General features: G+C 65.0%; 11 protein-coding genes, 1 tRNA gene, 1 other RNA gene and 2 pseudogenes. 9 read left to right on the top strand and 6 right to left on the bottom strand.

Annotated features, from left to right (window positions below; genetic code table 11):
* Nucleotides 1-230: 230 nt before the first annotated feature.
* Together LJ362_RS03680 and LJ362_RS03675 are read left to right on the top strand one after the other, a co-directional pair.
* A complete protein-coding gene (locus LJ362_RS03680; RefSeq protein WP_062861167.1) occupies nucleotides 231-764 on the top strand; it encodes a type 1 glutamine amidotransferase domain-containing protein in 534 nt (177 codons plus the stop codon).
* 124 nt (nucleotides 765-888) lie between these two features.
* The gene (locus tag LJ362_RS03675; protein WP_264800811.1) at nucleotides 889-2,463 is read left to right on the top strand and encodes a SpoIID/LytB domain-containing protein; all 1,575 of its coding nucleotides are present in this window, start codon (nucleotides 889-891) and stop codon (nucleotides 2,461-2,463) included.
* Between the two features lie 19 nt (nucleotides 2,464-2,482).
* Here LJ362_RS03675 and LJ362_RS03670 read toward each other — a convergent pair.
* Together LJ362_RS03670 and LJ362_RS03665 are read right to left on the bottom strand one after the other, a co-directional pair.
* Nucleotides 2,483-2,812 (bottom strand): annotated as a pseudogene (locus LJ362_RS03670) (dimethyl sulfone monooxygenase); the annotation flags it as partial.
* A gap of 210 nt (nucleotides 2,813-3,022) precedes the next feature.
* Nucleotides 3,023-3,110 (bottom strand) — tRNA-Ser (locus LJ362_RS03665).
* A 214-nt stretch (nucleotides 3,111-3,324) separates the two neighbouring features.
* Here LJ362_RS03665 and LJ362_RS03660 point away from each other — a divergent pair.
* From LJ362_RS03660 to LJ362_RS03645, 4 genes are all read left to right on the top strand, one after another.
* Nucleotides 3,325-3,756, top strand: a complete 432-nt coding sequence (locus tag LJ362_RS03660) for a YciI family protein (protein ID WP_264800810.1) — start codon at nucleotides 3,325-3,327, stop codon at nucleotides 3,754-3,756.
* A gap of 109 nt (nucleotides 3,757-3,865) precedes the next feature.
* Nucleotides 3,866-5,140, top strand: a complete 1,275-nt coding sequence (locus tag LJ362_RS03655) for an RNA polymerase sigma factor (protein ID WP_413774242.1) — start codon at nucleotides 3,866-3,868, stop codon at nucleotides 5,138-5,140.
* A 53-nt stretch (nucleotides 5,141-5,193) separates the two neighbouring features.
* An RNA gene (ffs, locus tag LJ362_RS03650) (signal recognition particle sRNA small type) lies at nucleotides 5,194-5,289 on the top strand.
* 179 nt (nucleotides 5,290-5,468) lie between these two features.
* Nucleotides 5,469-6,968, top strand: coding sequence for an Ig-like domain-containing protein (locus LJ362_RS03645; RefSeq protein ID WP_264800808.1), 1,500 nt, complete (start codon nucleotides 5,469-5,471; stop codon nucleotides 6,966-6,968).
* A gap of 47 nt (nucleotides 6,969-7,015) precedes the next feature.
* On the opposite strand, the gene LJ362_RS03640 is transcribed toward LJ362_RS03645, so the two are convergent.
* From LJ362_RS03640 to LJ362_RS03630, 3 genes and pseudogenes are all read right to left on the bottom strand, one after another.
* A complete protein-coding gene (locus LJ362_RS03640) occupies nucleotides 7,016-8,044 on the bottom strand; it encodes an iron-siderophore ABC transporter substrate-binding protein (protein ID WP_264800807.1) in 1,029 nt (342 codons plus the stop codon).
* Between the two features lie 66 nt (nucleotides 8,045-8,110).
* Nucleotides 8,111-8,401, bottom strand: a complete 291-nt coding sequence (locus LJ362_RS03635) for a ClpP family protease (RefSeq protein WP_264800806.1) — start codon at nucleotides 8,399-8,401, stop codon at nucleotides 8,111-8,113.
* A 2-nt stretch (nucleotides 8,402-8,403) separates the two neighbouring features.
* Nucleotides 8,404-8,463, bottom strand: a pseudogene (locus tag LJ362_RS03630) (hypothetical protein); the annotation flags it as partial.
* Nucleotides 8,464-8,537: 74 nt separating this feature from the next.
* On the opposite strand from LJ362_RS03630, the gene LJ362_RS03625 reads away from it, so the two are divergent.
* From LJ362_RS03625 to LJ362_RS03615, 3 genes are all read left to right on the top strand, one after another.
* Nucleotides 8,538-9,176 (top strand): endonuclease, encoded by a 639-nt coding sequence (locus tag LJ362_RS03625; RefSeq protein ID WP_264800805.1) that lies wholly within the window; start codon nucleotides 8,538-8,540, stop codon nucleotides 9,174-9,176.
* A gap of 52 nt (nucleotides 9,177-9,228) precedes the next feature.
* Nucleotides 9,229-9,534, top strand: coding sequence for a hypothetical protein (locus LJ362_RS03620; protein WP_264800804.1), 306 nt, complete (start codon nucleotides 9,229-9,231; stop codon nucleotides 9,532-9,534).
* A gap of 134 nt (nucleotides 9,535-9,668) precedes the next feature.
* A complete protein-coding gene (locus tag LJ362_RS03615; protein ID WP_264800803.1) occupies nucleotides 9,669-10,478 on the top strand; it encodes a YidC/Oxa1 family membrane protein insertase in 810 nt (269 codons plus the stop codon).
* Between the two features lie 97 nt (nucleotides 10,479-10,575).
* On the opposite strand, the gene LJ362_RS03610 is transcribed toward LJ362_RS03615, so the two are convergent.
* Nucleotides 10,576-13,125 carry an ATP-dependent Clp protease ATP-binding subunit gene (locus LJ362_RS03610; RefSeq protein WP_264800802.1) on the bottom strand — a complete coding sequence of 850 codons (2,550 nt, stop codon included), beginning with the start codon at nucleotides 13,123-13,125 and terminating at the stop codon, nucleotides 10,576-10,578.
* Nucleotides 13,126-13,163 lie beyond the last annotated feature (38 nt).

Below are 13,163 nucleotides of genomic sequence, written 5' to 3'. Positions count from 1 at the left end.
CCGGGCCTACGAAACGTACCCCTCGAGCGTCTCGTATCCCCGACTCGCACTCCCCTGGTCACCTCGGCCAGGGGAATGCGTTCGTCGCGGTCTGGAACAAATCTGTAGTCTTCGTTGTTGAGCCGAGTATGGGTGTCGGTCCGACCGCACGTCGGCCCCGACGTTCCGGCCAGCCGGGCCCATGTCAGATTCGACAACCTCACAGATCACAACTGACAAGGAGCACCATCATGGCACTCTCTGACAAGAAGATCGCATTCCTCCTCACCAGCGGCGTCGAGCAGATCGAACTCACCAGTCCCCGCACCGCTCTCGACGAGGCCGGGGCGACGACCGTCATCGTCTCCCCCTCAGAGGGGACTCTGCAGGCGATGGAAGGCGATTGGGAGCACGCGAAGACCTTCGACGTCGACGTTCCCGTCGCCGAGGCCTCGGTCGATGACTTCGACGCCCTCGTTCTGCCCGGCGGCACCCTCAACTCCGATGCCCTGCGTCTGAATGAGGACGCCGTCAACCTCGTCAAGGCGTTCTTCGCCGCCGACAAACCGGTCGCGGCCATCTGCCATGCGCCGTGGATCCTCGCCGAGGCGGGAGTCGCCAAGGGACGGAAGCTGACGTCCTTCATCTCGACGAAGACCGACCTCATCAACGCCGGCGCCGACTGGGCCGACACCGAGGTGGTCGTCGACGGCAACCTCATTACCTCCCGCAGCCCCGACGACCTCGACGCCTTCAACAAGGCAATCGCTGATAAGTTCAGCTGACCTGGAACGATGCCTCTTTCGCCGAGGCGGAACCACCTCGGCGAAGAACTCCCCGGAACGATCGTTCCGGGGAGTTCTTCTGTTCGTCACCTGGGGTCTTGACAGCCGCGCTTATGATCTACTCATGCCAGCTTCCCCGTCCGTCAAGGCGACGACTCCTGCCCTCGCGGCACTGCTCATCGGGTTCCTTCTCATTCTCTGCTCCACACCGCCTCCGGCACATGCTGCCTATGCGACTTCGGGTGCGATCGGGACGATGCACAGATCGCTCGGTGGGAATTCCGGCAAGCTCGGCCCAGCGGTCGGCCCGCAGCGGTGCACGCTGATCCAGAAGGGCTGCTATCAGTCGTTCAAGCACGGCAGCATCCATTGGACGAAGGCCACCGGCGCCCATGCGACTCTGGGTGCGATCCGCACAGCATGGAAGAAGTCGGGGTGGGAACGCGGTCCGCTCGGCTATCCGACGAGCAATGAGTACCGTTCCGGATCCGAGACCCGGCAGAAGTTCCAAAACGGAAAGATCATGTGGACGGCGAAGTCCGGGGCGAAGGTGACGCTGACGAAGGCGCCCTCGTCGTTCACGATCAAGGGGTCAGGCTTCGGCCATGGGGTCGGGATGAGCCAGTACGGAGCGCGCGGAATGGCGACAGCCGGAAAGTCGTCGACGCAGATCCTGCAACACTACTACACGGGTGCCAAGGTCACGACGATGTCGAAGAACGCCGACGCCAGTCTCAAGGTGCAGCTGCTGACCGGTAAGAAGTCCGTGACGGTCACTCCGCGGTCCGGCCGTCTGCGGGTCAAGGTCGGGTCGAAGACCATCGAATCGGGCTCGAAGGTCACGATCGAACGGACGTCATCCGGTTCGGTCAAGGCGACCGTCGGGTCGAAGAGCTATTCGGGGTCGAAGCTCACCCTCGAATGGCAGGGCACCCGATATTGGAAGAGTTCGTCGGCGACGACGGTGTCGGTCAGCGGTGCCCAGAACGGGGCGACCGGCACCTACCGACACGGACGGCTCGAGATCGGTCAGCTGAAGAGCTCGCTCAACGTCATCAACGTGGTGGGTCTCAACAAGGAATATCTGCCGGGCATCGCCGAGATGCCGGCGTCGTGGCAGTCCGAGGCCCTGCGCTCTCAGGCCATCGCTTCGCGCACCTACGCCTACCGCAATCTCGGTGCGGTGAAGCCGGCCTGCGGGTGCAACGTCTATGACGAGGTGGCCTCGCAGCGTTTCCTCGGGTGGACTCATGAGAATGCAGGCGATTCCGGTCCATGGCGCAAGGCCGTGGCCGCGACACAGACCACGAGCGGGTCGACGGTGAGGTCGGCGCGCCTCATCACCTACAAGGGCGGGCTCATCGATGCTGTCTACTCGTCGTCGGCCGGGTCGAAGACGCATGCGGCTGCCGAGGTATGGGGGTCGGCCGTGCCCTACCTGGTCTCGGTCGATGACTCTCCGTCGAAGTATGCCTCCGCGCAGAACCCGAACGCCTCGTGGTCAGTGACGGCCAAGCAGGCCGACATGGCACGGGCCTTCGGGCTGGCCGATGTGCGGTCTGTGGCGGTGGCGAAGACCGGCTCAGGTCTGGTGAAGACGGTGAAAGCCACCTCGGTGAAGGGGAAGACCGCGAGCCTCACCGGCGATCAGCTGCGGACGAAGCTGAAGCTCAAGTCCGCGTCATTCAGCGTGGCCTGAGGGAAACCGACTGGCTGACTCAGACTCCGGCAGGGGTGAGCAGTCCCCTGTTGACGAGTTCGGCTTCCTTCTCGCGCACGATCGGAATGACGGACTTGCCGAACGCCTCGAGTTCCTCCTGGAAGTGGAGGAAGCCGATGAGAATGAGGTCGACGCCGATCTTCTTGTATTCGATGATGCGGTCGGCGACCTGCTCGGGGGTGCCGATGAGCTGGGTGCGGAAGCCGTCGTCGTACTGGACGAGGTCTTCGAAGCTCGAGTCCGCCCACATGCCCTTCTTATCGTGAGTCGAGGCTCCGGCCTGCTGCACGGACTTGCGGAACCCTTCGACCGCCTCGGCGTCGGCCCTTAGGTCGCTCGTGATGTGTGCAGGTGTGCCGTGCCAGACTACTGAGACGCAGACCACACGTGGCGGACAGATCTCGCGGACCGACGCACGCCGTCACAATGACTCACTTCGCCACGAACCGTCATCTGATTTGCGTTCCCGCGGCAGTGCCCCGGAATCGGTGAATCGACGAAATCCCGGCCCGCATTGACTGCGAGACCGGGACTTCCGTGGCGGAGGATAGGGGATTCGAACCCCTGAGGGCGTTAACCCAACCCGCGTTCCAGGCGAGCGCCATAGGCCACTAGGCGAATCCTCCGCGGATCAGCTTATCCGAGTCATGACGACAATGCGAAATCGCGGTGACCGAGTGTGAACGATCCCACTTCGGCAAGGGTAACAATCCCACTTCTCTATGAGTTCTGCGAAAAACATTCACCAGCCAGTCGATCCTGCATAGTCTTGTCCGACGGAGTGCATGAGAAGGTCTCGACCGAGGCTTTCCGCCGATCACGAATGACCGAGGAGTCATCATGAAATACATGCTCATCATGCGCGCAGTCGATCAGCGAGCCGTCGAGAATTTTGAGAGCACCGATTTCAACGAAGTCATCGCCGCCATGGGCGCCTACAACGAGTCGATGGTCGACGCCGGGGTACTGGCCGACGGCGCCGGACTCGCCGATGCCGAAGAAGGGTCCGTCGTCGACTTCTCCGACGACGACCCGGTCGTCACCGACGGCCCCTACGGCGAGCTGCGTGAACTCTTCAACGGCTTCTGGGTCGTCGACGTCTCGACCAAGGAGGAGGCGATCGAGTGGGCCAAGCGCGCACCGCTCGGCCCCGGCTCCCAATTGGAGGTCCGCCGTATCAACGACACCGACGACTTCCCACAGGACAACGAGTGGATCCAGAAAGAACAGGAATGGATCGACCAAGGCAAGCTGAAGACCAGCCGCGGCTGAACCTCGCCGAGGCGGCACGCCGACCCGAGACGGACCCGCCCACCAGGGCGGGTTCGAATCGGCGCGGCGGACCGTCGAAGCGACGTGGCGAATCGAGGCGGCACGGATCATCGCTGCCGTGACCTGCTATGTCGGCGATTTCGCCCTCGCCGAGGACTTCGCCCAGGAAGCCTTCGCCGACGCGCTGCGTACCTGGCCGGAGTCCGGCTCTCCCCGCAACCCTGCGGCCTGGCTGACGACCGCGGCTAAGCGGAAGGCGATCGACCATTGGCGCAGACGGGACCGTTTCGACGACCGCGTCGCGGACCTCGGCCGTGACCTCCTCGCCACCACCGGGAGCGTCGGGACGGCCGCAGCCGCCTCGACGGCGGGCAGCTCACGCCCCGGACCTCGACCGACCGAGATCCCCGACCCAGCCACGGCCGGTGCCGACCTGCCGTGGGATCCGGACACGATCGATGACGACGTGCTCCGCCTCCTCTTCATCTCCGCCCACCCCGCACTCGCCCGCGAGGCGCAGCTGGCGCTGACTCTGCGCGTCGTCGGCGGAATGACGACGGAGCAGATCGCCCGTGCATTCCTCCTGCCAATCCCGACCGTCCAACAGCGCATCGTCCGGGCGAAGAAGGTGCTTGCGAAGGCCGAGGTCCGCTTCGAACTCCCACCTGCGAACGAATGGGGCGACCGCCTCAGCGGAGTCCTCGGGTCCCTCTACCTCATGTTCTCCGAACGCCACGTCGCCACGTCCGGCTCCGATTGGATGCGGCCCGAGCGCGCTCTCGACGCCCTCCGCCTCGCTCGCGTGGCCGCCGGGCTCCTCCCCCACGAACCCGAAGTCCACGGTCTCGTCGCACTCATGGCTTTCACTGCCTCTCGCTTCCCCGCCCGGCTCGATCGAACCGGGGCTCCGGTCCTGCTCGCCGACCAGGATCGGACCCGGTGGGACCGCAGCCTCATCCGCCTCGGGCACGCTTCACTCAACCGGTCGACAGATCTGCGCGAGGCCCGTGGAACGTACACGATCCAGGCCCAGATCGCTGCGGTACACGCCTCCGCCCGCACCATCGCCGACACCGACTGGGAGCGCATCGTCGCCCTCTACGGCGACCTCGGCAGCATCAGGCCCTCAGCAATCACCGATCTCAATCAGGCGATCGCCATCGCCGAGGCCAGGGGGCCGGCCGCCGGGCTCGAGAGAGTCGATGCCATCGCCGAATCCGGCGTGCTTTCCCGCTGCCACCTCATACCCAGCGTCCGCGGAGAGCTTCTGGCCCGCCTCGGCGACGTTGCGGAGGCCCGCGACGAACTCCTCCGCGCAGCAAAGCTGGCGACGAACGACCGCGAACGCGCCGTCCTCGAAGACAAGGCGCGGCAGCTGCGTTGACCGATGCGGTGGACGGCATTTTGGACCGAGTGCCGCTCTCGACTAGACTGATTCACGGCTCCCCGTGCGGCGTCATCTTGTGAACTCCCCCAGGGCCGGAAGGCAGCAAGGGTAAGCGAGCTCTGTCGGGTGCACGGGGAGTCCTCTATTCCCTAACATCACAATTCCACAACTCCCCTTATCCCCGTCTGCCCAGGTCAGCTCTACCCACGCTGCGCTTCTGGCGCCGAAATCGGGGCCGCAAAGCGAAATCGTTAATACTTTCGTGATTTTGCTTCATTACCATTATTCGCAGTTCTCATCCCTGTGTTTTAACGAGGTTTCCCTGTTGTCCACGAAGATCCAAGGGGCCATTGCCGCCCTCTCGGCACTGGCCCTGCTCACGGCGTGCACGCCGTCGAGCGACGATCCCGACGCGACCCGCAACGGCGCGAACAAGACCGCCGAGGCAGCCGCGGATCCCGTATTCCGCGTCGGAGCCATCACCACCGAGGCCGCAGAATCCGCGTCCGAATCGACGCCGACCGCGGAGCCCAGCGACGGTGCAACTTCCACTGCTGAACCGAGCCAGTCCACCGATGCGGCCACGTCGCTGCCCGGCGCCGAGGACTTCGGCGAAGTGACCGAATCCGGCGACGAGATCGACCTGGAAGCCGGCCAGCGGATCGGCATCTCCGTCGAGAACGCCGACCTCAGTGACATCTCCGTCACCGAGGAGGCCCACCCCCGGATCGCGCACGATCCCGGCACCTTCTTCGATGCGTCCGGCACCGCACTCGAGTCCGACGAGGAGGCCCAGGCCGGTTCGTCGACACCGACCTCCACCGAATCCGAGCCCACCGACGGTGAGTCGAAGGGCAGCGATTCAGAGAAAGAGAACAACGCCGAGGCGGTCTCCGCCCCGGATGAGTCCGCCGCGTGGATCTCGACTTACGGCCTCGTCGCCGACAGCGAATACACCGTGAAAGCCACCGCCACCACTGCCGACGGCGACGAAGTCGACCTCAACGCGACGATCGCCGTCGGCGCCAGCGACGGGCAACCGATGTCGGTGCGCACAACGCTCGCAGACGATCAGACCGTCGGCGTCGCCGCCCCCATCATGCTCAACTTCGGCTCCACCGTGTCCGAGGACTTCCGTGACGATGTCGAACGCCGCCTCTCAGTCAAGGTCACCGACGAGAACGGCAAGGAGCGCAAAGTCGAAGGCTCGTGGGGCTGGCTCTATGACGACCCACAGTCACGACTGCACTTCCGTCCGAAGGAATTCTGGCCGGCTCATTCGAAGGTCTCCGTCGACGTTCCGCTCAAGGACGTGCCGACCAGTGAGAACAGCGTGGGCCAGAACGATCTCACCCTCGACTTCGAGATCGGACGCAAGCAGGTCACCACGGCCAACGTGAAGACACATCGAATGACCGTCACCCGTGACGGCAAGCAGGTCATGGACTTCCCGGCTTCCCTCGGCGCGCCGAAGTCCCCCTCGTACAACGGCACGCATGTGGTGATGTCGAAGGCCGCCGACTACACGATGACCTCCGAGCGGTGGGGCTACGAGACCGATGTCCAGTGGGCCGTGCGCATCCACAACAACGGGGAATTCATCCACGCCGCCCCGTGGTCGGCAGGCGTCCAGGGCTCGCAGAACGTCTCGCACGGCTGCATCAACCTCACTGCCGAACGGGCGAAGCAGTACTACGACTCCGCGATCTTCGGTGATCCCGTCGAGGTCACCGGTTCACATGTGAGCCTGTCGACCAACGACAGCGACATCTCGGACTGGGTCTACTCCTGGGATGAATGGAAGAAGCTGAGCGCCCTCGATTGAGAGCGCCCAGCTTGCCTGCCTGATTCGGCCGGTATCTCGCCGTCGACTTACTTGTCGATCTTCTTCACGGCCTTGTCGATCATCGGCACATAGCGCTCCAACGTCCACGGGACGGTGAGCGGGTTGATGATCGAGGATCCGGTGACGAAGGCCTGGTCTTCCGAGGCCACGACGGCTCCGGACTTGATGGCCGGAATGTTCGCGTACAGTCCCTGCGATTCGATCTCCTTCTTGTTCTTCTCATCGGAGTAGAAGGTGAAGATGAGGTCCGAGTCGTTGAGCTTGTCCGCGTTCTCCAGACCGATGAGAGCAGAATCCGTTCCCGGCTCGTCGTACTCCTTCTTCAGCTCCTCGATGACCGGGTCCGGAGTCAGTCCGAGCGCGGAGACCATCGCCACGCGCTGCTCGGTGGGATAGAAGACGCCGAGGGTGCCGGGGCCGGAGTTGTAGATATAGGAGAACGTGAGGTCCTTGTACTCCTCTCGCTTCGCCTCTTTCAGCTGCGTCTTGATGTCGTCGACGAGCCCTTCGGATTCCTTCTCCTGACCGAGCGCCTTGCCGATCGTGGTGATCTGCTCATCCCATTCGATGGTCCACGGCTGCTTCGGGTAGGCGACGGTCGGGGCGATGGCGTCGAGCTGCTTGTACTGCTCGGCCGTGATTCCGGACCAGGGAGCGAGGATGACGTCGGGTTCGAGCTCGGCGATGGCCTCGACGTCGAGTTCGGTATCGCCCTGGAACTGCTCCGGCAGCTCCTCACCCTTGTCCTTCACAGCTTCGTAGATCCACGGCATGTAGCCGGTGTCGTCGGATCCCCAGGCGTATTCCTCCATGCCGACCGGAGTCTTGCCCAAAGCGATCGCGGTCTCCGTCGATCCCTGACCGAGGGTGACGACGCGCTCGGGCTCGGACTCGATGACCGCCTCACCGAGTGCGTGCTTGATCTTCACGGTCTCGAAATTCGCGGACCCGGACTCCTCTGCGGCCTGGGATCCCTGCCCGCAGGCGGTGGCGGTGAGCGAGAGCGCGACGAGCGCTCCGGCGATGACGGCCCGGCGGCTGTGCGGAACTGACATTCCTGTCCTTTCGACAGTGGTCGGAGCCTGAAGCGGCCCCTCGACATTAACGCAGGCCAGCCTAACTTAACTCACTGCCGTTTTCGCACTACCTGTGAGCCACTTCACTTCAGTCATCCTCATTCCGTTCTGACCTCGCAGGTCGGACTGGGAGTCGATGACGCGATCGATGAGTCCGTACTCGATCGCCTCCTCGGCGGTGAACCACCGGTCACGCAGGGAGTCGTCGAAGATGCGGTCGTAGGTCTTTCCGGTCGCCTCGGCGATCCGATGCAGGACGGTGTCTCCGACCGATTGGAGGTCGTCGCCCTGGCTGTTCCCACGCTGAGGACGAACTGTCCCGCCGAGGCGGCCCACCCGGAGGCGATGGTGACCACGTCGTTGGGGATGGCGGCGATGGTGTCGGCGATCGCGTGCATCATCGACGGGCACCGGCGGCTGAGGCTCCGGTGGCCCTTGACTCTTCGACGGGCCCGGACATAGGATCGGCCGCATGAGCACACAGCGAGAACACGCCGCTCGACTCATCGATGCGCACGGACGCACCTTCGCCGCGGAGGCTGCGATCACTCTCCGGGACAAGCCGGCCCCACTGTGGCAGCTGCTCGTCCTCAGCCTGCTCCTGTCCACGCGCATCAGCTCCGACATCGCCCTCGCGAGCGCGCGCGAGCTGTTCTCGGCGAAGTGGAGGACGCCGCAGCGTCTGCGCGCGAGCACGTGGCAGCAACGGGTCGATGCGCTCGGTCGAGGCGGATATCGGCGCTACGACGAGGGCACCGCCACGCGTCTGGCCGAGGCCGCCGATCTGCTCATCGACCGCTGGGACGGGGACCTGCGGAAGCTGCGCGATGAGGCCGAGGGGCAGCCTGGTCGGATTGTGAGGCTGCTGCAGGAATTCACCGGCATCGGTCCGACCGGAGCGTCGATCTTCCTCCGAGAGGTCCAGCAGGTTTGGCCCTCGGTGAGGCCCGCGTTTGACCCGCTCGTCCGCAAGGGCGCGAAGACGGCCGGGCTGCCGGAGCAGGACGAGAAGCTGACCGCATTGGTCGCTGACGACGACCTCGCCGGCCTCGCGGCCGCGCTCGTGCGTCTCGCTCGTGATCCGGGCCTCGCCGCCGACGCAGAGGACTGAGACCTCCGCGCAGGCCCGCGTGCTAGCATCGACGCACTGGTTAGGGGGCAAGATGATGGCGAATATGTGGCTGACTCTGCAGCTGCTCGTCGTCGTGCTCTCTTCCGACCTCGACTCGGTCGTTCCCCAGTCCCCCACTCATCTCATCGTCCTGGCTCTCCTCGGTGCGGCCCTGCTGACGCCGATCGCCGCATGGGCGAGCATGTCTCTGCTGCGTGTGCTCTCGCTGTCGGCGCGCCCGCCGTCTCTGCCGGACGCGCGCCGAAGCATCCGCGAATTCCGCATGCCTGAGGAGCCCGGCACTCCGGGTACGGCACTGCCCAGAGCCCCCTCTTCCGTCGTTCACGCCATCGCCTGAACGACCTCGATCACGTTCCGTACGGAACGCCTCCCCGCCTCGGCGCGGGCAATTGTCATCAGTCGTCACGGTGATGGCCTGCATCGGCCCATTCAACTGCGCCTCAGTGCGCCCTGTCCGAAGGACACTCACCTGTGAACATCTACGAATTCCTGCCTATCCGCCTGCTCGTCGAAGCCGCCTATACGGTGGTCACGGGGATCAGCGACATCCTCGAACCACTCGCCGGCGGCTTCAGCGCCGCCCTGGCCGTCATCGTGCTCACCGTCCTGGTCCGCGCCGTGCTCATCCCCGTCGGTGTGTCCCAGGTCAGAGCCGGCATCACTCGGAAACGACTGGCCCCGAAGATCAGCGAGCTGCAGAAGAAATACAAGAAGCAGCCCGAACTCATGCAGCAGAAGCTCATGGAGCTGTACAAGGAGGAGAACGCCTCTCCGTTCGCCGGGTGCCTTCCGGTGCTCGCGCAGATGCCCGTGCTCATGGCCGTCTACGGTCTCTTCGTCAATGCGACGATCGGCGGGCATGCCAATGAGCTGCACGGTCATACTCTCTTCGGTCTGCCTCTCAACACGAGCTTCGTCAAGCTGCTCGGCGCCGGCGATCTGACGGGCACCGCGATCACGGTCTACCTCGTCCTCGTCGTCCTCATCGCCGTCGTCGCCGGGTTCTCCCGGCACCTGCTCACCCCGACACCCGAGGCTCCGACCGCTCCCCCGGCGAAGAACGGGGCAGATGCTCCGGCGATGCCGGATCTGTCCGGAGTGATGAAGACCCTGAGCTTCATGCCCTTCCTCACCGCGATCTTCGCGCTCTTCGTCCCCTTGGCCGCCGCTCTCTACCTGGCGACGACGACCACGTGGACGCTCGGCGAACGGCTCGTCCTCAACCGCCTCCTCGGAGCGAACGAACCGCAGTCGGAGGCGACCACCGCGGTGTCCGGCTGAGTCGGGAGCACAACAGAGCCCGGGGCGGAGGATTCCCATCCTCCGCCCCGGGCTCTGTGGCGGCGGCCAGTGCACGGCCGCCTCGGCGATCGAAAGATCAGGCGATCATCGGCTCCGGGCGGGTCCCGGCAACGACCTTGAGTGCGCCGTCGACGACAGTGGCGCGCACGGTGCCGCCCTCATCGACCGCCTCGGTGACGAGGAGATCGGCGATGCGGTCGTCGAGCTCGCGCTGGATCGTGCGACGCAGCGGACGAGCGCCGAACTCGGGTTCGTACCCTTCGTCGGCCAGCCAGTCGAGAGCCTCTGCCGAGACGTCGAGGGCGATGCCCTGAGCCTCGAGGCGCTGCTTCGACGCGGCCAGCTGCTGATCGACGATGGACCGCAGCTGCTCACGGTCGAGCCGCGAGAACATCACGGTGTCATCGATGCGGTTGATGAACTCCGGCCGCATGAACTCCTTGAGGCGACCCATGACCTTGGCCTTGAGATCCTTCTCCGCGTCTCCCGCAGCACCGGAGGCGAAGCCCAGCGGAGTGCCGGACATGAACTCGGAACCGAGGTTCGAGGTCATGATGACCACGGTGTTGCGGAAGTCGACCGTGCGGCCCTGACCGTCGGTGAGCCGTCCGTCGTCGAGGACCTGCAGCAGCAGGTTGAACGCATCCGGGTGAGCCTTCTCGACCTCGTCGAGGAGGATGACCGAATACGGGCGACGGCGGACCTTTTCCGTCAGCTGCCCAGCCTCGTCGTAGCCGACGTAGCCGGGAGGAGCACCGACGAGGCGGGACACCGTGTGGCGTTCGCCGAACTCGCTCATATCGAAGCGGATCATAGCCGACTCGTCGTCGAACAGGGTGTGCGCCAGAGCCTTCGCCAGCTCCGTCTTTCCGACGCCGGTGGGGCCGAGGAAGAGGAAGCTGCCGATGGGCCGATCGGGATCGGCCATACCGGTCTGGCTGCGGCGGATGGCGCGCGACACCGCGGTGACGGCCTCATCCTGTCCGACCACTCGGTCGTGGAGGACCTCTTCCATATTCGCCAGTCGTGCCTTCTGGCTCTGCGTCATCCGTGCTGCCGGGATTCCGGTGGCACGGGAGACCACATGCGCGATCTCCTGCTCACCGATGATCGCCTCGGCGGCAGCGGTCTTCGCGGCCTCCGCGTCCGGGTTCTCAGCGGATTCGATCCGGGCGGTCACCTCGTTGATCTCATCGCGGACACGGCCGGCACGCTCGTAGTCCTCGACCTCAATGGCGGACTTCTTCTCCGCTTCGAGTTCGGAGAGATTGAGCTTGAGTGCGTCGATATCGACCGCGGGTCCGCGACTGAGCGACATCCGGGCACCCGCCTGATCGATGAGGTCGATGGCCTTGTCCGGCAGGAACCGGTCGGTGATGTAGCGGTTCGACAGCTCCACGGCCGCGCGGACCGCCTCGGCGGTGTAGGTGACCTCGTGGAACTCCGCGTAGCGGTCCTTGAGCCCGTCGATGATCGTCACCGCGTCCTCGACGCTCGGCTCACCCACGGTCACCGGCTGGAAGCGGCGTTCGAGGGCCGAATCCTTCTCGATGGTGCGGTACTCCTTGAGCGTGGTCGCGCCGATCATGTGCAGATCGCCGCGGGCCAGGCGCGGTTTGAGGATGTTGCCGGCGTCCATCGAGTTCGCTTCGCCGTTGCCGCCGGCACCGACGAGGGTGTGGAGTTCGTCGACGAAGACGATCATGTCTCCGTCGTCGGCGATCTCGTTCAGCGCTCCGGTCAGGCGCTCTTCGAAGTCGCCGCGGTAGCGGGTGCCGGCGAGCATGCCGGGCATATCGAGAGCGACGATGCGCTTGCCCTGCAGCTGCTTGGGAACTTCGCCCGAATGGATGGCCTGGGCGAGTCCCTCGGCGACCGCAGTCTTGCCGACACCGGCCTCACCGAGGAGAACCGGGTTGTTCTTCGTCCTGCGGGCGAGGATCTCGATCGTCTGCTCGATCTCCTCCGAGCGGCCGATGACGGGATCGAGCTTGCCTTCGGCTGCGAGCTCGGTGAGATCCGTGCCGAACTTCTCCAGCACGGATTCCTGGCCGCCCTCACCTTCGGCCTCCTGGCCGGGGTGCAAGCCTGCGGCTTCGGCTGCCTCGGCACCGGCCTGCAGTGCAGCCTGGGTGACGCCTGCCTGGGCGAGGATCCGACCGGCAGGCATCTCCTGGTTGAGCACAAAGGCGAAGAACATGTGTTCGGGATCGATGTAGGTCGACCCGAAGGCTCGCGCCACCTGGTAGGCGTCGAGCAGGGCACGCTGGGCCGAACCGGTCAGTGTGGGCGTGGAATCCGCCTCGGTGTCGGTTGCAGCCGGAAGGCGCTCTTCGATCGCATGAGCGATGGCCTCGGGGTCGGCGCCGGCCTGGCGCACGGCGGAGATTCCGGGTTCGGAATCGACCATGGTGCGCAGGATGTGGAGCGCGTCGACCTCGGACTGACCGTGTCGCCCTGCGAACTCCGCGGCCGCTTCGATGACCTCGTGGCTGCGCTTGCTCAGCAGCCGGTTGATGTCGACGGAACGGCCTCGGCGGGCTCCGGTCTGTCCCTGGAGGAAACGAGCGAGGAACTCGTCGAACGAGTCTCCGCCTGAGCCTGCGGGTCCGAAGAATGTGGCCAAAGCTGACCTCCTCTTTCAAAGTTGAGCGTATACGACTC

The sequence above is a fragment of the Brevibacterium sp. JSBI002 genome, from assembly GCF_026013965.1.
GTDB lineage: Bacteria > Actinomycetota > Actinomycetes > Actinomycetales > Brevibacteriaceae > Brevibacterium.
This window is presented reverse-complemented; position numbering and strand designations above follow the sequence as displayed.